Genomic DNA, 21463 nt, shown 5'->3' with positions numbered 1-21463 from the left:
GCTATATGCCGAAAAAGTAATTAATTCTGCCCTTATTTTACCCTAAGTGACCCCGGAATCCTAGCTAGATCCTAGTCTCTAATGGGATCAAGGGATATAAGATAACAAATCTGGTCTCTGACTTGAAAGCGAATATTATAAGCACCATAAAGCATCCCATATTCACGATCTTCCTGCCTTTGGTATGCAGGCCTGGGATCAGCGGCTAAGACCTCAGTAATCCCCTCTCTTTCCGCTTGAGAAACTTTATCCGCCAAGTCTTCGGGCCAGTGGACTTGGAGGGTATTAAAGGCCACCTGGTCAATAAAACCAGATTGCCCGTCATTTAGCGCATCTGATTCACTAGAATAGGGTTTAATATCATAAATTGGGGTCCCGTCCACTATGTCGATCCCCGACACAATTAACTTGGGGCCCTCGGGACTATCACTTTCTAAAGCTTCCAATTTTACGGCTGACAGGGCTAAACGATTAGGGCGAAATGGCGAACGCGAGGCGAAGACGCCCACTCGCTGGTTGCCTCCTAAACGTGGCGGTCGGACGGTCGCTTTAAAAGTAGCACTCTCTTTGACTTGAGAAAATCCCCAGATTAACCAGAGATAGGTAAAGTCTTCAATTCCTTTAAAGGCCTCCAACTGGCGGTATTCCTTTTCAAAGATAATTTCCCCGTAGGAATGTTCGGCCTTAACCCCTTGGCGTGGAATGCCAAACTTCTCCTTAAAGGGAGTACGGATATGAGCTATGGGATGAATTTCCATCGGATGACCTGCCTCCTTCTTATCCTATTATTTATTAACAATTCTCTTAATACTTATCAAAACAGGCCCTGACCCGTTCAGCAAATCGATTAGGATCATCAAGATAAGGGCTATGACCGCAATTTCTCAGCAAGTAAAAGGCCTTATCGGGAGCAGTTATGGACTGGTAATAGTTAAAGACCTGACTAAAAGGCGCGGTCCAGTCTCTTCCCCCAGAGATAAAGTAAACCGGCACCTGGTAGCTATCCCCTTGGGCTAATTTAAATTGATTGGAAACAATCATTAAGGGAGCTTGAATAGCAATATAATGCGACAATTGAAAGAGAAAAAGTCCATACCATCTTAAATCCATCCAAGAAAAATCAGGCGCGGTCAAGGCAAGCCATGTCCCTTTTAAGGCGTCTGTGAGAGGGTTACCCGGTAAATATTTTCCTGCTACCTGTTCAATGGTTAAATAGTCTTGGGCGGGAATCAAACGATGGTTGAGCTGGTCATCACTAGCCCGTTTTAAAGAGCGAATTTCCAGTAGACCATCCTTATCCCCGGATGCTCGGGCAGCACTTTCCGCCTGGTCAAGCAGGCTCCTCTGGGAAGCAATGATATCAATAATCTGGCTCACTCCCAAATAGGCTCTAACCTTATGGGGATGGGTCTTAATATAGAGGCTGCTCAATTGACTCCCCCAAGAGTGGCCGATAATAAAGATTTTCTCTTGCTTAAAACGGGCCCTTAAATAATCCACGACCTCATCCATATCATCGATGACTTGGGCCAGGGTCATCCCCGAGACTTGCCCTTGGTTTAAGTAATAAGTCCGTCCCGCTCCCCGCTGACTCCAATAAGAAAAGGTATAATCAGCTTCAAGGGCAGGTTGGTAGGCATAGGTCAAGAAGGGATTAGCCATCCCTGGGCCTCCATGGACCCATAAAACCACTGGATTAGTCCTTTGATTACCTCTTAACTGCAGAGCCTGTGGGATGCCACCCGCTTGAACGATGACATTTTCTTGGATTCCTTGGGGAGATCTTATTCGACTTTGTCGGGCATGCTTCTTCCTCTGCAGCAGGATAGCTAGACTACTAAGCCCTAAGAGCCCAATACTGGCCTTGAGGAAACCTTTAAAATTCTGTTTCATGGTCGCTTCTTTCCTCTTCTGTTATTTGTTCAATTATAACACGATTTATCGGCCACTCTGCCCGGCAGCTAGGATTTTGACTGGATAAATGCCCCGCCTTCTAAGGGGAAAATTTATTTTTCAGCGAGGTTACAGATAACTTATTATTTGATTAAATATTAGCCAAAGTTTTTTATTTGTCTTTGGGATTTGCTATACTTAATGCAATTCGTAAAAGCGCTATGAAAGGAGTCCTCTGATGAAATTACAAAAATTCTCACTGATAAGCCTATCTCTATTAACTACTGGTCTCCTCCTCAGCTCTTGTCAAAATCAAGCCAATGAGGCAGCCAGTGCTCAAGCTCAAAACGAAAGTCAGTCTCAAACCCATACGATTAAAGAAGATGCCGATAAAGAAGCTAGTCAGCACAATCTGGAAAATCCGGCTGATAGTACCAAACAAGAAAATATTGACAAAGATGCCAACTACCAAGTCAATCAAACAATTCCAATCTTCTGCCCTGACGATCCAGAAAAATTAATTGCCGAATTGAAAGTAACGCAAGTGTCAAATACTGTCAACGCCCTGCCCCAAGACATGGTTGAAGACCCTAACTACGACCATAAGACCCTGGCCACAATTGAAATTGAATATAAGAATATCGCTTCTCAGGATGCCATGGCCATTGGCCCAGAAAACTTCACAATCACGGACCAAAATGGTAATCAATTAGAAGCCATCGACCGAGTAGATGGGGACAAATCCGTAGACCAAGGCCAAATTGCTCGCTCGCAATTCTTTGTCAAGTATGACCCCAGTCAAGCTTTTGACCAAATTACCATGGACCTCCACCCGCTTAATGCCCAAGAGCCCATCGCTCGTATCCATGCCAAGGTTAGCCACGATTAATGGCTAAGTGATCAGCTCACGATTAAATAATAGCAAAAGTGCATCAGACAGCCTTAGAAGCATTGTCTGGTGCACTTTTTGTCATGTATGCGGCCTTTTATCACTAAAGCCCATGTCTTCTCTCTAAAAACGTGCTAAGCTATGATTAATTATAGATAAAGTTCTGCTTTAGAAAGGACGTTTGATGATGGATTATTTACAATTAATTGAAGATCTAACCAATGCTAAAGGGATGTCCGGCTTCGAAGATGAGGTCATCGAGGTCATTAATAAACACAAGGGAAATTATACCTTGCAAGTAGATAATTTAAAAAACTGCTACCTTAACCTGGACCAGGTCGACCCCACTAAGCCTACCGTCATGCTAGACTCTCACCTGGATGAAGTGGGCCTCATGGTGAAAGCCATTGACAAAGATGGCCTCATCCTCATTCAAACCATTGGAGGCTGGGTTCCCTCTAACTTAACCGCTCAAGTCTTCTATGTCCGTAATCGTGAGGGAAAATATTACAAAGGGATTTCAGCCACCAAGCCCATTCACTTTATGACTCCTGAAGAGCGAGAGAAAAAAATTGCCATCAGCGATATCAAGATCGACATGGGCGCTACTTCTAGAGAACAAGTCGTCAATGACTTGGGGATTGAAATTGGTCAACCAATCGTACCAGCCACTAAGTTCTCTTATAATGAAGTCACCCGAACCATCCTGGCCAAGGCCTTCGATAACCGGATTGGAACCGCCTGTGCGATCGCCATTATGCGCGACTTAGCGGATGAAGTGGGCGATTTCCCCTTTAACCTCGTCGCCGCCCCTGCTGCTCAAGAAGAAGTGGGCACTCGAGGCGCTTCGCTAACGGTTAAACGGGTTCAACCTCATATCGCGATTATCCTGGAAGGGACACCCGCCGATGACTTTACCAATGCCAAAGAGCTCTTACAAGGGCAACTTGGCCAGGGACCACAAATCCGTCACCGTGACAATTCCTATGTAGCCAACACCCAATTAATCGACCTCTTTAAGCAAGCCGCAAGAGCTGAGAATATTCCTAGTCAACATGCTGTCCGCGAAGGCGGCGGCACCAATGCTGGTCCTATTCACCTAGGTAATCTAGGAACACCTTGTGCCACAATAGGTATTCCCAGTCGCTACGCCCATACCAATGCCTGCTTCTGTTCCTATGATGATTTTTTGAATACGATCCACCTGGTTAAAACTTTCCTCCGCCGTCTTACGCTAGAAGATATTCAACAATTTGACCTAAAGACCTATTAAAAATAAATAACGAATTTTCTTGAAAAGGGCCTATGTTTTGAATAGCTTAGGCTCTTTTGTAGTGATTTTGAAACATGCCCTTTATCTTATCAAAAAAACTCTGCTAAGCCTGCCTTACAGTTGAATTGTATGTACAAATTATATTTATTATTGCATTATTTATATTTTAAAAATGAAATAATTAACCGTTTAGAAGTCTTTAAGTTGGAAAACGCTTTTATTTTTATTTAAAATATAATTAAGCATAAGTAAAGTATGAATTGTGCGAATTATATCACTGTAATTGGATTTCTTAAGAAAGGGTGTATCATAATGACTAAGCGTTTTGTCTATGATGTATTTTCTACTAATGATCAAGCCCGTGCTGCGATTAGTGACTTGATCAGTAAGGGTGTTCCCCGTTCTGCTGTCGTTTTAGTATCCAATGCTCCAATTGACCAAGAATATGGTTCAGAGGTTGACGTGGTCACTTCTGATGAATTAATTGAAGGAGAAGAAAGAAGTTGGTGGGACAATGTCTTAGGTTTCTTCTCTGATGACGAAGAAGACTCAAGAAGTGACGATATCGACTACAAGGGTTATGAAGCTTCCTTGAACCGTGGCGATATCTTAGTCCTCATCGACCAAGAATATGAAGGCGCAGTAAGCAACCTCGAACGTTCCCCTTACACCACTGGCCCTGAAGCAGGTGAAGAAGCTACTGGCTATGCTGCCGCTGGTGTGGCTGGCGCAAGTGCTGGTGCGGTTGAACCTGAATATGAAAAAGAAGCTGTCCATACTGATACCCAAAGACCAGTCAGTGAGGCAAGCTCCCGTCAAGAAACCCCTCCAAGCGCTGCTAAAACAGCTGATAACGATACCGAAAGAATCCGTCTCCACGAAGAACAAGTTGACGTTCAAAAACACAAAAAAGACCTCGGTGAAGTTCAAGTGTCTAAGAATGTCGTTGAAGACACCAAGACGGTAGAAGTGCCCGTTCAACGCGAAGAAATTCATATTAAGAAAGTAACCCCTAATGAGGGCGAAGTGGATGACAATGCCTTTGAAGAAGAAGAATTTGTGGTTCCAATTTCTGAAGAAGAAGTTTCTGTGAATAAGAATACCGTGGTAACTGGGGAAGTTGAAATTGAAAAACAAACTCATCAAGATACCGAAACCGTTTCTGAAACCACCCGTCGTGAAGAACTTGATGTTCAAGATGACACGGGTAAGGTAATCGATGACGATGCGAAGAAATAGTTTCCTATAAGCCAGCCTTTCATTACAAAACGATCCGCCATTAGAAGCTTTTAATGGCGGATTTTCTTTTTTTGTCTACCATTGATTATATGAGGGATTTAAAAAAAGGAATAAGCGCAAAAAATAAAAATTGCACAATAATTTTTAGTCAATTTTGTCTACACGACTCTGTCTTATCCGCTTGAGCTTGAATCAGCAAATTGGGAGGAAGAAATTATAATGAATACCGATTTAAAAATTACTAACCAATCAAATGACTTTGAAATTCAGCAAGGACTCCATTTATTAGCTGATGTCGACTGGAAAGCCGCTAGCTACCTAGCCACTAAATTAAAAAATAAATGCTTGAAAAATACTGAAATGATTTATTTTTGTAGGGACCAAGCTGGTCAATTAATTGGCTTTGCCGCTCTACTTTTAGAAGATATTATTTCCAATGCCAATTTTGGTCCATTTTTAAGCACGGTTTACGTCAACCCCTCCTACCGCAATCTGGGTTTTTCATACCAATTGGTAAATGAAATCGAGTTATTTACGAAAAATATTGGGTATAAAAAGATATATACGATTACCCAACATGTCGGCCTCTATGAAAAGATGAACTATCATTTCTTTTGCCAAGGAGTTGACGACATGGGAAGAAATGTGCGCGTTTTAGAAAAAAATTTATCAATCGATAAGTAGTTAGTAAAAATCGTAAAATTACCAGTAGATATGATGACTCCCCTTAGTTGGCATCCTATTTATAGGAAACTTAAGCCCGCCTTTCCTTATAAAATTAGCCACTGCTAGATTGTTTAGGAGTGGCTTTTTTATTGCAAAAATCTGTTCACTTGTAAAGTTTATTTAATAATTGAAACTTTATTTTATATTTACACAGATTACTTTTCTTGTATAATAACCCAATATATATATGCTGTATTAGAGAAAGACTTGAAAGGGACCACTAGTCATTAGATAAAGGCTAAGCTTAAAAAAATTGCCCTGGGTGCTTTACTGAATGCTCAACCCGAAAATAAAATGTTTCTATTCAATTTAAGGCTGGATCTAACTTGTGCCCCTTTTAATTAACTTTCTTTAATCCATTAATTAAATCACTTAAAGGGGAGATTTTATGAAGAAATCCATACAGGGATATCCTGGCTGCCTAGGAATAATACTTTCCATCATATTCATAGGCATTATTTTTAGGCTTTTTGCTTATCTGGCACCATTTATACTTGCCCTATCGCTCTTTTTTATCTTCTATTTTACCAAGAGAAAAATCAATCAGAGAAATAGGAATATCGCCATTCTTTGTGCAGTAGTCGGCCTTTTGGGGACATTATTTGTAACCCCTACCCTATTTGACCACAAAGAAAACACTACTAATCAGGCAGCTGTCAGTCAAAGTGCTTCAAAGACTTCAGAATCCAAAAAAGAAAAAGTTAAAAGCGAATCGGAAAGTAAAAAGTCCCAATCCGATGCTGAAAAGGAATTATCTAAAAGCAGAGAGGTCCCTAAGGATAAGGCCTATGTTGAGGTCAATGGTAATAAACCCTTCTTTACTGATGAGGATTTAAAGAGTAATGAAGCCTATGAAAAATACGGTGATCTAGATAAACTCGGCCGGGTTACCGCCGCCAATGCCGTATTAGGGACAGAATTAATGCCCGATAAGGTAAGAGAAAGTATCTCTGAAGTTAAACCTACTGGCTGGAAGCAAGCCCGCTATGTGAATATTCCTGGTGGTTGGTTATATAATCGTTGCCATCTGATTGGCTATCAATTAACTGGCGAGAACGCCAACCCTAAAAATTTAATGACCGGTACCCATTGGTTTAATAATGAGGGCATGCTCCCCTTTGAAAACTTTGTCGCTAATTACATTGAAAAAACCAACAATCATGTGAGATACCGGGTGACTCCAGTTTTTGAAGGAAAGAATTTATTAGCCAGCGGTATCTATATGGAAGGCTATTCCATCGAAGATGAAGGAAAGGGACTTTGTTTTAATATTTACATTCCTAACCGGCAAAAAGATGTTGACATTAACTATGCCGATGGAAGTAGTAAAGGCCCAGCTGGCCCACAAGAATATTCTAAGGATACCCAATTAGAAAAACTGCCACAGTCAGAAAATAAGGCTAAAAGTGAAAACAAGGCGGAATCTGAAAAGCCGACTCCTGCTGCTGAAGATACCGGTCATCCAGAAGCAGAAGGCAAGCCCGCTGATCAGGCATCCGCTCAAGAGCCAGCGCCTAGTCCAGCTCCGGCCCCAGAGCCAGTGCAACCGCCTGCTCCTGCTCCAACACCTGAACCGGCTCCTGTCCAGCCTTCCGCCCCACAAACTTCGCTAGCCGGTATCGATACGGATGGCAATGGTATTGTCACCATCAAAGAAGCTAGAGCTGCTGGCTTCTCCATGCCTATTCGAAGCGACCACTGGTTATATCCTTACATGATCGATCGCGATGGCGACGGTATGGTTGGGGAATAAAAACTGAATTTAACTTTGATTCTTACTCGTCTTATAGCACTAACCGTTGCTGCGGTTTAGCTACTAAGACGAGTTTTTTTATAAACTTTGGTATCGATTCAATACAGCTCTAAACAGCTATCTTTTAATTATTTTTTTATTTATCATTCAAGCATTTACTATCTTTACCATATTTATAAGTTCATCATTCAATTGCCGAATGGCATGTTAAGCTTTCGTATCTACACAGCCGAGTAATTTTATAAATTAATCTTCGGTGTGGTAATTCATTCTACTTCCATTTTCCTATCATTATTAAACAAGTAATATATACTCCATCTATAAACTATATTACATTTATTTTGAATAATCTTTAATTATATAATATAAACATAGAATGGTTAGAATTAAAACTAACTCTCGAGTAAATTGGTTATATTGTAAAAATAGTAAAATCTACTGTAAGAAGCAGAAAAAAGGAAAGAAACAGTGCCTATATATGATATTTCTGAAGAGTTCAGAGTACCTAGTGATATTGTGCAAAATTTAATTAAATACTATAAATGCAAAGGATAGTTACAGAAAGGAGAATAAACTCATGGACTGGAAAGAGAATATGAATAATCTGAGCTTGAAATCAAAGGAATTAGCTAAAACTGCTAAGGATAAATACGATGATTATAAAGTTATTCAAAAGAAAGCAAATCAAGAAATGTATATGAAAATTGGTAATAAGACTATTCGTCAAGATATCACTGGTCATTATTACTTTGGACGTTACAGTGAAGAGGCTCCTCGTTTTATATTTGAAAATATCGACTTTTCTGGTAGTGAAATCATTACTCATACTAAAGGAAAAACAAAGAGAAAAGGACGTGCGGGTAGTGCCCTTTTGGGAGGACTAGTGGGTAGCGCAATTAATCCAATAGGTGGAATTATTGGTGCTGCTGCTGGAGCAAGTCGAAGTAAAAAAGGATCCTATGAATCAACTTCCACACAAGAGGAAAAACCTGGTAAAGGACTCATTTATTTAAGAAGTATTATCGATGGCGAGATCATGCAAATACCTTTTAAGGCTACTTCAGCAGAATTCGAAAATATTAAAAGATTTTTCAATAAATAGAAAGAAATATTTTTAAAAGGATGATTTCAATGAAATTTGGTCCAAGAAAACCAAGCATGAAGAAACGATTTAAAGCAAGAACAACTGGAAAAGTTAAACGCAGTCTTAAAAGCTCAGTCAATCCCAGTTACGGTAAAAAAGGAATAGGCTATATTAAAAATCCTAAGAGGGCTACATACAACAAAGTCTATAATAAAACAACAACCGGATGTCTCATTCCACTTGTATTATTAATCGTTGCACTATTTCTAATATTCTAATAAAGAACCCCCACTCTCTCAAGTTTGACGATTATAATTCCAAAATAAATTACACTCATACACTCAAAATTCAACTTTTGGGGCTTACTGCAGACTCAAGAGTGGAGCAACACTTTCGAAAAACGCTACCAATGTTGGGGCGTTTTTTATATACAAATTTAATATAGTAAAGATGAGAAATAATATTTTAGTATATGGTATCAAAAAGGTATCACAAGAATAAAAAGACCCTTTAAAAGCCTTTTATATCAAGCTTTTAAAGGGTTTGAAATTTTATTCCCACTCCACGGTAGCTGGTGGCTTAGAGGTAACATCTAAGACCACGCGGTTAATGCCATCTACTTCATTAACGATGCGACGGCTAATGTGGTCGAGAACATCATATGGAATCCGCGCCCAATCCGCGGTCATCCCATCCACTGAGGTAATGGCACGGATAGCAATGGTGTATTCATAGGTCCGTTTGTCGCCCATAACCCCAACTGACTTAAAGCCAGGGAGAACGGTGAAGTATTGCCAAATGTCGCGGTCGAGGCCAGCATTGGCGATTTCTTCACGGAGAATGGCGTCTGATTCACGAACAATGTGAAGTTTTTCCTTGGTGACTTCGCCAATCACACGAATAGCTAAACCAGGACCTGGGAAAGGTTGGCGCCAAACAATGTTATCTGGCATGCCTAATTCCGTTCCCACAGCGCGCACTTCATCCTTAAATAAGGTGTTGAGGGGCTCGATGAGTTCAAATTGCATGTCTTCAGGTAGTCCCCCAACATTGTGGTGAGACTTGATGGTTTCAGCGGTTTCGGTACCTGATTCAATCACGTCAGTATACAAGGTCCCTTGGGCTAAGAAATCCATCCCATCTAACTTGGTCGCTTCGTCATCGAAAACAGCGACAAATTCATGGCCAATAATCTTCCGTTTAGTTTCAGGATCAGAAACGCCAGCTAATTTACCTAAGAAGCGTTCTTGGGCATCGGCTTTGATAATGTTTAAGCCAAATTTGCCACCTAGAGTTTCCATCACTTGGTCAGCTTCGCCTTTACGAAGTAAACCGTGGTCAACAAAGATACAGGTCAATTGGTCGCCGATAGCTTTTTGTAAGAGGACACCAACCACGGAAGAGTCTACCCCACCGGAGAGGCCGAGTAGAACTTTCTTATCACCAACACGGTCACGAATGCTCTTAATTTGCATGTCAATGAAGTCAGCCATGGTCCAGTCTCCCTGGCAACCACAAATCTCATAGACAAAGTTTTTCAACATTTGTTGGCCATGGATGGATGAGCGTACTTCAGGATGGTATTGGAAACCATAAACTTGGGCGTCTTCGTTTTCAAAAGCAGCAGCTGGGCTGTGAGGGGCCACACCTGTGATTTCAAAACCTTCAGGGATCTCAGCAATACGGTCGCCATGACTCATTAAGACAGTTTCTTTTTCAGCTAAATCTTTAAAGATTTTTGAATTGGTCTTTTGAATGGTCATTTCTTGTTGACCGTATTCGCGTTTGTCAGAGGCTTCAACCACACCACCGAATTTCTTAGTGATTAATTGCATCCCATAACAAATTCCTAAAACTGGTATTCCTAAGTTAAAAATTTCCTCGTCAATATCGAAAGAGCCTTCTTCATAGACTGAGTTAGGTCCTCCCGAAAGAATGATTCCCTTCACCTGCCCCTGGTCTTTAATTTCTTGAGCAGTTTGCCGGTGAGATTGTAATTCAGAATAGACTCCCAGTTCACGAATACGGCGGGTAATCAGTTGGTTGTACTGGCTGCCGTAGTCAAGAACGATGATCTTTTCTAGGTCCTTTAAGGCTTTCATCCTAAGTTATCACTCACTTCCCTTATAATTTCTTTCTCATTTTATCAAAAACGCGCACATAATTCTAGTATTCCTTTCCTTTAATTCGGATTTATTCCTTTTTCTATCTATTTAACCGATGCAAGAAGAGATCCTTTAACGGGTTTGTCTTTTTATAAAGTATTTATTAAAATACTGCAGGAGATAATTCCAAGTTGTTATAATTAGGGCTTTTATTGTATGATAAGGCTATTAGAAATGCCGGAAACGAGGGAAAATCATGCGCGAAATTTGCGGAAAATCACATGGAAAATTAATTTTAATGGGGGAGCACAGTGTGGTCTATGGACAGCCATCGATTGCCCTGCCCTTTCGAGCAGTAACCATCCAAGTCAAGCTGGAACCGGCTGGTAATTATTCCTACTTATTCAGTGATATCTATGAAGGCCCCGTTGAAGAAGCCCCCAAGAAACTTGACGCCTTGGTGGGGCTCTTTAACCGCCTCCGCCATGATTTCTTAAGCAGTCATGACCATTTCCTGATTAAGGTGAATAGTAATATTCCGGTTGAACGTGGCTTAGGGAGCTCAGCGGCCTTATCCGTAGCCTTTATCCGTGCCTTTTTTAATTACTTAGGTAAAGATTTATCCAATGAAGTCTTACTCGATTATGCAGACTTTGCCGAAACCATTAGTCACGGGACCCCTAGTGGCCTTGATGCCCGGGTTACGGCCTATAACCAACCCCTCTACTTCAAAAAGGGGGAAACAGCCCAACCCTTCCATTTCCATACCCCCTATTGGCTAGTGATTGCTGACACTGGGATTTCAGGAAATACTAAGCAAACCGTGAAAAATGTTCGGGATGCCTATGAAAGCCCCTTTGCTAGCCGGCAGATTGCTACCCAAAAAACCATTAAACATCTGGGACTTTTAACCACCGACCTGACCCAGGCCTTAAAAGCACCGCAGCCTTCCTTAGAGAAACTGGCTGCTTTAATTAATGCGGCCCAACATGACCTGGCTGCCCTCCAAGTCTCCAGCCCAGAGTTGAGCTGGGGAATTGATTACATGCGCCAACATGGAGCCGTGGCTGCCAAATTAACCGGTGGCGGGGGTGGGGGCTGCTACTATGCCCTAGTTCCTGACCGTCAAAGCGGTGAAAAACTCATCCAGGCCCTAGCGGATAGTCCTAGTGCCTGTCAAAGCTGGTTAATGCCTTTTTCAAGTGAATCAAATACAAGTGAAAAGGAGTAAACTATGGAAAAATATCGTGGTATTTGTCGAGCCCATACCAATATCGCCCTAATTAAATATTGGGGCAAACGTGATGATGAACTCATCCTACCCATGAATAGTAATCTCTCTTTAACCTTGGACCGTTTTTATTCAGAAACCCAGGTCCGCTTCTCTAAGGATATCGTGGAAGACTGCTTCCAACTCGATGGTGAGTGGCAAGACAATAGTGAAGTTGAGAAGATTAGCCGTTTTGTTGACCTCTTCCGTCAATTGGCCCAGGTAGACTTGGCTTGTGAAGTCATTTCCTACAACCATGTGCCCACTGCAGCAGGCTTGGCCTCATCAGCTTCTGCCTTTGCGGCCTTAGCGGGCGCTTGTAACCAAGCCCTCCAATTAGACCTGGATCCCCTTGCCCTCTCCCGCTTAGCCCGACGCGGATCAGGTTCAGCTACCCGGAGCATTTTTGGTGGCTTTGTCGAATGGGAAAAGGGAAGTGGCGACCATGATTCCCAAGCTGTCCCCTTCGATGATGCCAATTGGGATGTGGGCATGGTTGTCCTGGCCTTAAACACCAAAAAGAAGGCCATCAGTTCCCGACGAGGTATGAAGCACACGGTTGCAACCTCGCCCTTCTATCAATTATGGCCTCAGGTTAGCGAGAAAAAACTCCTAGAAATGAAAGCCGCTATTAAAGCTCGAGACCTGGATTGGATGGGAGAAATAGCTGAAAACCACGCCATGTTAATGCACGCCACTACCCTATCGGCCGACCCCGCCTTTACCTATTTAGAAGCCGAATCACTCAAGGCCATTGAAGCAGTCAAAGGGCTACGCCAACAAGGCTATAAGGCCTACTTCACCATGGACGCCGGTCCTAATGTGAAGATTCTCTGTCCCTTTTCCCAATCTCAGGCCATTATCGATGCCTTGGCGCCTGAATTTGGAGCTGACCGGCTAATTGCCAGCAAACCGGGGCCAGGAATCCAATATATTGAGAAATATTCTGCTCATGAGACCAGCAATAATAAGACTGCGCCCTTTTTTCAGGAGCATGATGCCGAAGACGACAAGCTAGAACTGCTAAATGAAGAATTAAGTGAAGACAGCTTAGACAGCCAAGAAGAATTTATGAAACGTTTAGCCAAGCAAAAGCTCACCCTGCAAGAAGAGTTAGAAGAAATTTTTAATCACTCTGCTCCTCACAACTTTTTTAGACCATCGAATCCACTCCCCCATGATCCTAATGATTCACAGGAGGAATTGTAAATGGAAACCATTATTAGTAAACGCCCAGGAAAGTTATATCTGGCTGGTGAATATGCCATTGTCCACTCCTTTCAAGGGGCTTTATTAGTAGCGGTTGACGCCTATGTCACCGTCGAGTTGCGCCCCCTTGACCAAGCAGAGTCGCGCTTATCGACTAACCAGGCCCAAGAAACTTTTATCTGGACAGTTAGTGATGACGGTGAGATCAGTGGGATCCCTAAGCAATTCTTATTAGTCAAGACCTTGATCCAAACAGCCTACCAATATTTACAGGAAAGCGGTCGCGTGGAGGATTCCTTTAAGAATATTGACCTAAAAATCTCCAGTGACCTGGATAGTCCTGACGGGAAAAAATATGGCCTAGGCTCCAGTGCTGCAGTCAGTATGGCTATCCTGGAAGCGATTCTTAAGTTCTACCAGGTTGACCAAGACCACTCTAAGAAGGCTTTTGCCTATCTCCTCTACCAACTAGGGGCTATCACCCAAATCAAAATCGACCTCAAGGGCTCCTTTGGCGACTTGGCTGCTTCAGCTTTTGGGGGCTGCATCTACTACCAAAATTTTGACCATACTTGGTTGAAGGAAAGAGTCAAGCATGAAGGAATGAAAGTCCTAGACCTCATCCAGATGCACTGGGATGGTCTCATGATCGAACCGCTGACTCTATCTCCCGATTGGAAGCTCCATGTGGCTTGGACCGAAAAGCCGAGTTCTACCGAAGCCATGCTAGCGGGGAAGTCAACAAGAAAAACAGACAACCATGAGTTTTCACTTAGCGAACGCCATTTCCGTTACGCCAGTCAACAATGCGTGATTCTAATCCGCCAAGCCATTATCGACCAAGATTACTTTGTTTTCACTAAGGCCTTAACTTATAACAGTCATTTATTGTATAACTATACCAAACACCGGCAAAAGCCTTACTTAACCACCGATTTAAGGGCAGCTATTGATTTAGCCCGAGCTGCCGGAGGAACGAGTAAGGTTTCCGGAGCAGGTGGCGGGGACTGTGCCATTGCCTTTAGCGATGAAACAGCCATTGGAGAGCAGATTGACCAGGCTTGGCATGAAGCCGGTATCCACCAACTCGACTTGGGACTGTGCCCTAGCTTCATCCAGTAATTCAACCACTTCTCACAAATAGGAGCCATTGCCCCATTTAATCTTAAGTTAAAAGGAGAATTCCATGAAGAATCGTAAAGATGACCACATTAAGCTTGCCGATTGGCAGTATGCTCAAAGCGCTACCGATTTCGATGCCATCCGCTTTGTCCACCATTCCCTGCCCCATATTGACGCTGACCAAGTCCAACTCAATACCCAGCTCTTCGGCCAAGAATTCCCCTTTCCTTTCTTTATAAATGCCATGACTGGGGGAAGCGAATGGACCAAGGCCATTAATGAAAAGTTCGCCACCGTGGCCCGGGAAACTGGCCTAATGATGGCAACGGGATCAGTCTCCCAAGCCATAAAAGACCCTGACACAGCCGATAGTTTCCAAATTGTCCGCCAAATCAACCCCCAAGGCTTCATCATCGCTAATATTGGCATGAATCACGGTCTAGCAGGAGCCAAACAAGCCCTTGAAATTACGGATGCTAACGCCCTGGCCATCCACCTCAATACCCCTCAAGAACTAGCCATGCCAGAAGGCGACCGTCACTTCCAAGCGGTTAAGGATAATATCCAAGCTATTGTTGAAGGAGTTGACCGCCCTGTCATGGTCAAGGAAGTTGGCTTTGGCATGAGTCGTGAAACGATTGAAGAACTCCTCTCACTTGGTGTCAAGACGGTGGATGTCAGTGGCCGAGGAGGGACCAACTTCATCGCTATCGAGAACGAGCGCCGCAGTCTTAAGGATATGGACTATCTGACACAATGGGGGCAAAGTACTGCAATCTCCTTACTTGAAGCCCAAAGTCTAAAAGAGCAAGTCGATGTCATCGCTTCTGGTGGAGTTAAAACACCACTCCATGTGGTCCTGTCCTTAGCCTTAGGGGCTAAAGCAGTTGGGATGAGTGGGCAATTCCTCCACCTGGTTCTCAATCACGGCGTTCAAGAAACCATTGATTGGGTAGAAGAATTCAAAGACCAGGTGCGTATGCTCATGGTCTTAAACAATAGCCAAACGCTTAGCGACTTAGAAAAGACCGACTTAATTATTTCCGGACCAGTAAGAGACTGGTGTTTAGCCCGCCAGATCCCCTACCAAGAGTTTAGCCACCGTTCCCGCTAATAGAGTTAATAACTAATCGCTCCCTAGCCTCATGGTTAGGGCTTTTTTTGTCTTATTGACCTTTAATAGCCCAGTCTAGCGATCAGTAATGATTGGTAATTTATTTCCAGCTTTTGAAGTGGTTAGCTTTGCAGAAGAAGTATTATGCGTTATAATAGTATTAGCTACTTGCTAACAAAAAGTAAGTGACAATTTATCTTTCTATCCACAGCTTAAGGAGGAATTTTAAAATGGTTTATAATAATATTTCTGAAGCAATTGGTAATACACCAATTATTAAATTAGCACATGAAGACAAAGATTCTGCTGATATTTATGTTAAGTTAGAATCCCGTAACCCAGGGGGTTCAGTCAAAGACCGTCCCGTTAAATACATTCTTAAGAGCCTACTCGACAGTGGCGAATTAGAAAAAGGCGGAACGATTGTTGAATCCACCTCAGGAAATACCGGGGTTGCCCTTTCCATGTTAGGTGCCGCTTTTGGTCTCCATGTGATTATCGTGATGCCAGAAACCATGTCGGTTGAACGTCGTAACTTGATCCAAGCTTACGGGGCTGAACTGGTCTTAACCCCAGGCTCTGAAGGGATGAAAGGTGCCGGTGAAAAGGCAGCAGAAATTGCTAAAGAAAAGAACGCTCCAATCTTTGGCCAATTTGTCCGTCATGAAAACGTTCAAGCCCATGAAGAAACTACCGCTAAAGAAATCTTAGCCGACTTAGACCAAGTGGATGGCTTCGTGGCTGGTATTGGTACTGGTGGTACCGTAACAGGTGTCGGTAAAACCTTAAAAGCCCACGACAAAAACACTGTGGTTTGGGGTGTTGAACCAGAAGGCTCCCCACTATTAAACGAAGGTAAAGCTGGATCACACAAGATTCAAGGGATTGGTGCTAACTTCATTCCTAAGATCTTAGACCAAAATGTCCTTGACAAAGTGGACATCATCTCCAACGAAGATGCTATCCAAGGGGCTGTTCATTTAGCCCATGAATACGGTATCCTAGCTGGTTTCTCTTCAGGTGGTAACTATGTTTCCGCAAAACGTCTCGCTAAAGAACTTGGCCCTGGCAAACATGTCGTGACTGTCCTCCCAGATACAGGAGAACGTTACCTCTCTACCGGAGCATTCTCAAATGACGGAGAATAAGGCAAGCGGTCAAGATCAGCTTCCCTCTGACATGGAGAAAAAAACCATCAAAATTCAGTCACGAACTGTTCCTGGCATGTCTCTCTCCTCACTCACAAGAGATACCTTAGAATCGATGGAAGATAATGAAGACAAGTGGATCCGCTTAGCCAAGATCATCTACGATAATGATCCCGCGGCCCACTCCTGGCAAGAAGTTTATGACCTCTACCCCAGCATTAAAGCGCTCCGAGCCCATGAACAAGCCCACCACTATTACAATAATGGGGACTACTACCTAGCCCGCCAATTAGCTGAAGAAGCCAGAAAAGAAACTGGGATTGAAATTCACCCAGGAGCCAAACTCAGTGATACGATCTTTATAGACCATGGCATGGGCGTGGTAATCGGTGAAACCGCTGTGATTAGTGATAATGTCAAGCTCTTTCACGGTGTTACTTTAGGTGGTGTTGGTACTGAAAAAGGCTGCAAACGCCACCCCACTATCCAAGACCATGTTGAAATTGGAGCGGGTGCCAAACTATTAGGCAATATTACCATTGGCCACCATAGTAAAATTGGGGCTAATGCGGTTGTCCTAGAAGATGTGCCACCCTATGCGACGGCAGTTGGTATGCCAGCGCGGATTATCCTCCATGATAAAAACTGGAACCGTATTGGTGACTATGTCATCTAATTAAAGCATTCAAACAGCTTATCTCGTCATGAATCACTCCCCTAACTAAGACATCGTTTCATGGCTGATAAGCTGTTTTTGTTTATTCATTCTTATGGGTAAGCACTTATAGACTCTTAAGAAAAAAGCTTATGTTAAAATAGAGATCATTATCAAGATTTGCAGAAAGGAATGTGGGCATTTTGACTGTTGGACTTGTTCTTGAAGGTGGCGGTATGCGGGCCTTGTTTTCCGCTGGAGTATTGGATGTTTTTCTAGCGGAAGGAATCCAGGTTGACCAGATTGTTGGAGTATCAGCAGGCGCCCTCTATGGCGTCAACTATCCCTCCCAACAAAGTGGTCGGGCCCTGCGTTATAACAAGAAATATATCAAAGATAAGCGCTATATCAGCCTAAGCAACTGGTTAAAAACTGGAAATATGGTCTCTACTGATTTTGCCTACCATCAAGTCCCCTTTGAACTCGATCCCTTTGACGAGGAGGCTTATGAAGCCAGTCCCAGCGATTTTTATGCGGTGGTTACCAATGTGGAAACAGGTCAGGCTGAGTATCCCTTGATTGACAATGCCAAAGAGCAAATTGATGTCTTGAGGGCCAGTGGGTCTATGCCCTTCGTTTCTAAAATGGTTCCAATCCATGGCGAGAAATATTTAGACGGTGGTTTAGCTGATTCCATCCCCTATCGCTTCATGCAGTCCTTAGGAGTCGACCGATTGATTATCGTTCTAACCCAACCTTATGGCTACCGCAAGGAAGACAAGAATAATTTCCTTGCGAAAAAAGTCTATGGCAAAAAATACCCACATTTAGTCAAAACCATTGAAAACAGACCCTCCATGTACAATCAACAAGTCGCTGACGTGGAGAAATTAGCCAAAAATAACCAAGCCTTTGTCCTGCAACCTGCCCACCCTCTTGAAGTCAAACGTTTGGAACGTGATCCCGATCGCTTACAAGCCACCTACGACCACGGGGTTGAAGTCGCCGAAAAACAAGTAGCCGCTCTGAAAAATTACTTAGCTTAAATAAAAAGCATGGTTAGCATTCTATCTCAGTCATTCCTGAGATGAAGCTTGACCATGCTTTTTTGTTCGGCATTTGCTAAATTGATTGCCTTATTCATGGGCGGTTAGGAAGACCGTCAACAGAATAAAGGCCATGCCCAAATAATCGATCAAGGCAAAACTTTCGCCTAGTAGCATCACCGATAAAATCGTTGCTGTTAAGGGCTCTACCGAACCAATTAGAGAAGCAGCTAAGGGGCCAATAAAGGTAACGCTGGAAAGATAGAAAATATAAGGAACAATGGTCCCTACAATAATGGTTAAGGTAAACCAAGCTAAAAAGTGAAGGGAAAGTTCTGGTGGGACTAGGTGCTCAAAATTAAAAAATATCAAGAAAATTCCACCAAATAGCATGCCAATTCCCGTAACCGGTAAAGATCCATAGTGATCAATGACCTTTAAAGGAAGGACATTGAGGAGTGCTAGGCCTATTGCCGACATCAATCCCCAGAAAAAGGCCTCTTTGGATAAAATAAAGTGGCCTAACTGACCATGAGTGACCAAGAGAAAGACCCCGATAATGGTAAATAAGAGGGCCACAACTTCCCTTCTAATCGGCCAACGCCTACCAACCAAGCAATAATAAACCAGTAAAAAAATTGGCCCGATAAATTGAAGGATAGTCGCCATCCCGGAATTACTATAATGAATAGTCATCAAATAGGAAAACTGGTTAAAAACTATCCCACAAATCCCAAATATTGCCATTTGTAGTAAAGACCTTTTATCCTTTTTTAATTTATCAAAGGGTAATTTTCGCTTATATGCCAGGAAGAGGAAAATCGAGATCCCTGCCGTCAACATCCGATACATGGTCAGCTGCAAAGGCATCATATTATAGGTCTGCATCAGGTGCTGACTCAAAACGCCTCCTAGCCCCCAGGAACTACAGGCTAAAATCGTGGTAATAATGGCTCGTTTTCTAATCCCGCTTTTAATATGCATAAATAACCTCTCATCTTTATTAGTTAAGTTGATTAATAATAATAAAAACTATAATTAACATACCTAACTAATATTAATTTTTTACTCCCTTAAGAATATAAATTATCTTATAAGTAAATTCAATGAGAACTTGGCAGTTTTTCTAAAAACTCTTTTCTATTTTCGATCAAGCTTGACTAAAAAAGCCAGTTGCTCAAAGTTTAGAAGGACTTGCGTTAAAGGCTTCTTCATAGTGTGAACTGTTAGACTATTCTGAACTAAGTGTATCTTCTTTTTGTGGGGATTTTATCGTATCGGCCATGGCATTCACTTCATCTGTAGCAAAGATCTGTCCCTCATAAACTAAATCCGGTCGATGAGCCGTGTATTCAAAAGCGACCACTGGTAGACTTTTTTGGAGAAAACGATTAGCCTTCTACATTAGTTTTCTAAAAATAAAGCAATTTTAAGTTTTTATACGCTTTAGTATATTGTTTTTCAGTAAAAAGAACATTATTTTAAAATATTGTTCTTTATTTGTATTTTTAACCAATATCAGGAATTATCCAGACCTATAAAGGTTTCCCATTAGTTTTTATCAAGTCTTAGAATTAAAATTATTTTGACCAATTTTCCAAGAAAAAAAGCCCTTAACTTAGCGATTAACTAAGATAAGAGCTTAGGAGGTTCTTGTATTTAGTGTTAACTGAATCTATTTATAAAGTCTGACCTGCCTAGTTGCCCTTAGCTAGGGCTACTTGGTGGTCCTCCTTGATTTGGGCTAATTTATCAGGATCAAGAATTAAATCTAAGCCGGTTAAGGCCAGTAAAGTGGCAGCAATACGGATGGAATCGAGCCCCTTGGCTGACTTCGCTGCGGCCACTAGTTCTGTTGAGTGGCCGGGTACGGGTTCTTCAGAAATGGCTAGGAAGGGTTGGATGGTAGGTACCACATAAGAAATATTGCCTACGTCGGATGAGCCATGGGCTTGGCTATCTGGCTCCTTAACCGTATCTAAATCCAAGCCCACTTCGTCAGCATGACTGAAGAAAATCTCATCAAAGGAAGGCGTTATGATCATGTCATCGACCTTATTTTGGAAGAGGCCAAACTTCAGTTGGGCACCGGTAGCATGGGCAGCTCCTTCAGCAATTTTTTGGACTCTCTCTCTGACTTGGTCGAGCGTATGGCGGTTATAAGCACGAATATAGAAACGCCCCCGGCAGTAATCCGGAATCACATTAGCCGCCTTGCCGCCGTCAAGGATCACCCCGTGGATGCTGACATCATCGTGGAGGTGAAGGCGGAGAGCATCGATCCCGTTAAAGGTCAGGATTAGTGGTTCCAGCGCTGAGATCCCGTCTTCTGGGTTAGCAGTAGCATGCGCTGACTTGCCAAAGAATTCAATATCGACAGGATCATTAGCGTATAAGTGGCCACTAGGACTGGTGTCACCACCAGGATGCACACAGAGAGCCGCATCGACATCATCCAAGAAGCCTTCGCGGACGAAACTTTCCTTGGCTGAGCCGTTCTCCCCACCTTCTTCACCAGGCGTCCCGTAGACCCGAATTTCACCGCCGACTTGGTCGACGACCTGCTTCAAGGCCGCTGCGGCCAGGCTGGAATAATTACCAAAGAGGTTGTGGCCACAGCCATGGCCAATGTCGGGTAAGGCGTCAAATTCAGCCAAGTAAACCAGAGTCGGCCCTTCCTTGTCGCTCTTATAGCGGGCATCGAAGCCAGTGGGATGACCAGCGACGTCTTTTTTCACCGTAAAGCCTTCCTTTTCCAACTGCTTAGTTAAAACCTCTTGGGCAAAGTATTCATGGTTACTGGTTTCCGGGTTGGCGTGGATTTTTAGGGCATTGTCTTGGTAAGTGGCTAAATTGTCTTTGACATAGTTTTTAATGGTTTCTTGTAGGGCTTTTTTATCGGTAGCGGTCATTTGACATACTTCCTCTCCATGTGAT

At 42.8% G+C, this 21463-nt stretch carries 19 protein-coding genes; 14 read left to right on the top strand and 5 right to left on the bottom strand.

Annotated elements, in window-relative coordinates; genetic code table 11:
• Positions 1-71: 71 nt before the first annotated feature.
• Positions 72-758 (bottom strand): tRNA (N6-threonylcarbamoyladenosine(37)-N6)-methyltransferase TrmO, encoded by a 687-nt coding sequence (tsaA, locus tag JFU01_RS06930; protein WP_195856380.1) that lies wholly within the window; start codon positions 756-758, stop codon positions 72-74.
• 46 nt (positions 759-804) lie between these two features.
• Positions 805-1893: an alpha/beta fold hydrolase gene (locus JFU01_RS06925; protein WP_195856379.1), complete on the bottom strand. Its 1089-nt coding sequence runs from the start codon at positions 1891-1893 to the stop codon at positions 805-807.
• A 238-nt stretch (positions 1894-2131) separates the two neighbouring features.
• Here JFU01_RS06925 and JFU01_RS06920 point away from each other — a divergent pair, with 238 nt between their 5' ends.
• The 7 genes from JFU01_RS06920 to JFU01_RS06890 all read left to right on the top strand — a co-directional run bounded on the left by JFU01_RS06920 (position 2132) and on the right by JFU01_RS06890 (position 9135).
• Entirely contained in the window at positions 2132-2782 is a 651-nt protein-coding gene (locus tag JFU01_RS06920) for a hypothetical protein (RefSeq protein WP_195856378.1), read from the top strand.
• A 187-nt stretch (positions 2783-2969) separates the two neighbouring features.
• A complete protein-coding gene (locus tag JFU01_RS06915) occupies positions 2970-4055 on the top strand; it encodes a M42 family metallopeptidase (protein ID WP_195856377.1) in 1086 nt (361 codons plus the stop codon).
• Positions 4056-4367: 312 nt separating this feature from the next.
• Positions 4368-5294, top strand: a complete 927-nt coding sequence (locus tag JFU01_RS06910) for a YsnF/AvaK domain-containing protein (RefSeq protein ID WP_195856376.1) — start codon at positions 4368-4370, stop codon at positions 5292-5294.
• 219 nt (positions 5295-5513) lie between these two features.
• Positions 5514-5978 (top strand): GNAT family N-acetyltransferase, encoded by a 465-nt coding sequence (locus JFU01_RS06905; RefSeq protein WP_195856375.1) that lies wholly within the window; start codon positions 5514-5516, stop codon positions 5976-5978.
• 631 nt (positions 5979-6609) lie between these two features.
• A complete protein-coding gene (locus JFU01_RS08955; RefSeq protein ID WP_198434214.1) occupies positions 6610-7773 on the top strand; it encodes a DNA/RNA non-specific endonuclease in 1164 nt (387 codons plus the stop codon).
• Between the two features lie 577 nt (positions 7774-8350).
• The gene (locus tag JFU01_RS06895; RefSeq protein WP_195856374.1) at positions 8351-8875 is read left to right on the top strand and encodes a hypothetical protein; all 525 of its coding nucleotides are present in this window, start codon (positions 8351-8353) and stop codon (positions 8873-8875) included.
• A gap of 29 nt (positions 8876-8904) precedes the next feature.
• Positions 8905-9135, top strand: coding sequence for a hypothetical protein (locus JFU01_RS06890; protein ID WP_195856373.1), 231 nt, complete (start codon positions 8905-8907; stop codon positions 9133-9135).
• 273 nt (positions 9136-9408) lie between these two features.
• On the opposite strand, the gene guaA is transcribed toward JFU01_RS06890, so the two are convergent.
• Positions 9409-10959, bottom strand: coding sequence for a glutamine-hydrolyzing GMP synthase (gene guaA, locus JFU01_RS06885; protein WP_198434213.1), 1551 nt, complete (start codon positions 10957-10959; stop codon positions 9409-9411).
• A 259-nt stretch (positions 10960-11218) separates the two neighbouring features.
• Between guaA and mvk the strand changes: the two genes are divergently transcribed.
• The 7 genes from mvk to JFU01_RS06850 all read left to right on the top strand — a co-directional run bounded on the left by mvk (position 11219) and on the right by JFU01_RS06850 (position 18526).
• On the top strand, positions 11219-12193 hold the full coding sequence (mvk, locus tag JFU01_RS06880) for a mevalonate kinase (protein WP_070559789.1): 975 nt from the start codon (positions 11219-11221) through the stop codon (positions 12191-12193).
• A gap of 3 nt (positions 12194-12196) precedes the next feature.
• Positions 12197-13441 carry a diphosphomevalonate decarboxylase gene (mvaD, locus tag JFU01_RS06875; protein ID WP_195856372.1) on the top strand — a complete coding sequence of 415 codons (1245 nt, stop codon included), beginning with the start codon at positions 12197-12199 and terminating at the stop codon, positions 13439-13441.
• Positions 13442-14563 carry a phosphomevalonate kinase gene (locus JFU01_RS06870; protein WP_195856371.1) on the top strand — a complete coding sequence of 374 codons (1122 nt, stop codon included), beginning with the start codon at positions 13442-13444 and terminating at the stop codon, positions 14561-14563.
• Positions 14564-14627: 64 nt separating this feature from the next.
• Entirely contained in the window at positions 14628-15677 is a 1050-nt protein-coding gene (gene fni, locus JFU01_RS06865; protein WP_195856370.1) for a type 2 isopentenyl-diphosphate Delta-isomerase, read from the top strand.
• A gap of 230 nt (positions 15678-15907) precedes the next feature.
• The gene (gene cysK / locus JFU01_RS06860; protein ID WP_064292135.1) at positions 15908-16825 is read left to right on the top strand and encodes a cysteine synthase A; all 918 of its coding nucleotides are present in this window, start codon (positions 15908-15910) and stop codon (positions 16823-16825) included.
• A 115-nt stretch (positions 16826-16940) separates the two neighbouring features.
• Entirely contained in the window at positions 16941-17501 is a 561-nt protein-coding gene (gene epsC, locus JFU01_RS06855) for a serine O-acetyltransferase EpsC (RefSeq protein WP_442778705.1), read from the top strand.
• A 182-nt stretch (positions 17502-17683) separates the two neighbouring features.
• On the top strand, positions 17684-18526 hold the full coding sequence (locus tag JFU01_RS06850) for a patatin-like phospholipase family protein (RefSeq protein WP_195856368.1): 843 nt from the start codon (positions 17684-17686) through the stop codon (positions 18524-18526).
• 90 nt (positions 18527-18616) lie between these two features.
• On the opposite strand, the gene JFU01_RS06845 is transcribed toward JFU01_RS06850, so the two are convergent.
• Both JFU01_RS06845 and JFU01_RS06840 read right to left on the bottom strand, forming a co-directional pair.
• Positions 18617-19510, bottom strand: coding sequence for a DMT family transporter (locus JFU01_RS06845; protein ID WP_195856367.1), 894 nt, complete (start codon positions 19508-19510; stop codon positions 18617-18619).
• 713 nt (positions 19511-20223) lie between these two features.
• Positions 20224-21438: a M20 family metallopeptidase gene (locus JFU01_RS06840; protein WP_195856366.1), complete on the bottom strand. Its 1215-nt coding sequence runs from the start codon at positions 21436-21438 to the stop codon at positions 20224-20226.
• Positions 21439-21463: the final 25 nt, after the last annotated feature.

This window comes from Aerococcus sp. Group 2 (assembly GCF_905125285.1).
GTDB classification, from domain to species: Bacteria; Bacillota; Bacilli; order Lactobacillales; family Aerococcaceae; genus Aerococcus; species Aerococcus urinae_E.
The sequence above is the reverse complement of the archived record's forward strand: the minus strand, read 5'-3'. Positions and strand labels throughout refer to the sequence as shown.

Bases quoted from the DNA above. Each gene is read 5' to 3' on its own strand.
- JFU01_RS06840 (WP_195856366.1), bottom strand. From the start codon at position 21,438: ATGACCGCTACCGATAAAAAAGCCCTACAAGAAACCATTAAAAACTAT.
- cysK (WP_064292135.1), top strand. From the start codon at position 15,908: ATGGTTTATAATAATATTTCTGAAGCAATTGGTAATACACCAATTATT.
- mvk (WP_070559789.1), top strand. From the start codon at position 11,219: ATGCGCGAAATTTGCGGAAAATCACATGGAAAATTAATTTTAATGGGG.
- mvaD (WP_195856372.1), top strand. From the start codon at position 12,197: ATGGAAAAATATCGTGGTATTTGTCGAGCCCATACCAATATCGCCCTA.
- tsaA (WP_195856380.1), bottom strand. From the start codon at position 758: ATGGAAATTCATCCCATAGCTCATATCCGTACTCCCTTTAAGGAGAAG.
- JFU01_RS06870 (WP_195856371.1), top strand. From the start codon at position 13,442: ATGGAAACCATTATTAGTAAACGCCCAGGAAAGTTATATCTGGCTGGT.
- JFU01_RS06920 (WP_195856378.1), top strand. From the start codon at position 2,132: ATGAAATTACAAAAATTCTCACTGATAAGCCTATCTCTATTAACTACT.
- JFU01_RS06905 (WP_195856375.1), top strand. From the start codon at position 5,514: ATGAATACCGATTTAAAAATTACTAACCAATCAAATGACTTTGAAATT.
- JFU01_RS06925 (WP_195856379.1), bottom strand. From the start codon at position 1,893: ATGAAACAGAATTTTAAAGGTTTCCTCAAGGCCAGTATTGGGCTCTTA.
- fni (WP_195856370.1), top strand. From the start codon at position 14,628: ATGAAGAATCGTAAAGATGACCACATTAAGCTTGCCGATTGGCAGTAT.
- JFU01_RS06890 (WP_195856373.1), top strand. From the start codon at position 8,905: ATGAAATTTGGTCCAAGAAAACCAAGCATGAAGAAACGATTTAAAGCA.
- epsC (WP_442778705.1), top strand. From the start codon at position 16,941: ATGGAAGATAATGAAGACAAGTGGATCCGCTTAGCCAAGATCATCTAC.
- JFU01_RS06895 (WP_195856374.1), top strand. From the start codon at position 8,351: ATGGACTGGAAAGAGAATATGAATAATCTGAGCTTGAAATCAAAGGAA.
- JFU01_RS06915 (WP_195856377.1), top strand. From the start codon at position 2,970: ATGGATTATTTACAATTAATTGAAGATCTAACCAATGCTAAAGGGATG.
- JFU01_RS06910 (WP_195856376.1), top strand. From the start codon at position 4,368: ATGACTAAGCGTTTTGTCTATGATGTATTTTCTACTAATGATCAAGCC.
- JFU01_RS06845 (WP_195856367.1), bottom strand. From the start codon at position 19,510: ATGCATATTAAAAGCGGGATTAGAAAACGAGCCATTATTACCACGATT.
- guaA (WP_198434213.1), bottom strand. From the start codon at position 10,959: ATGAAAGCCTTAAAGGACCTAGAAAAGATCATCGTTCTTGACTACGGC.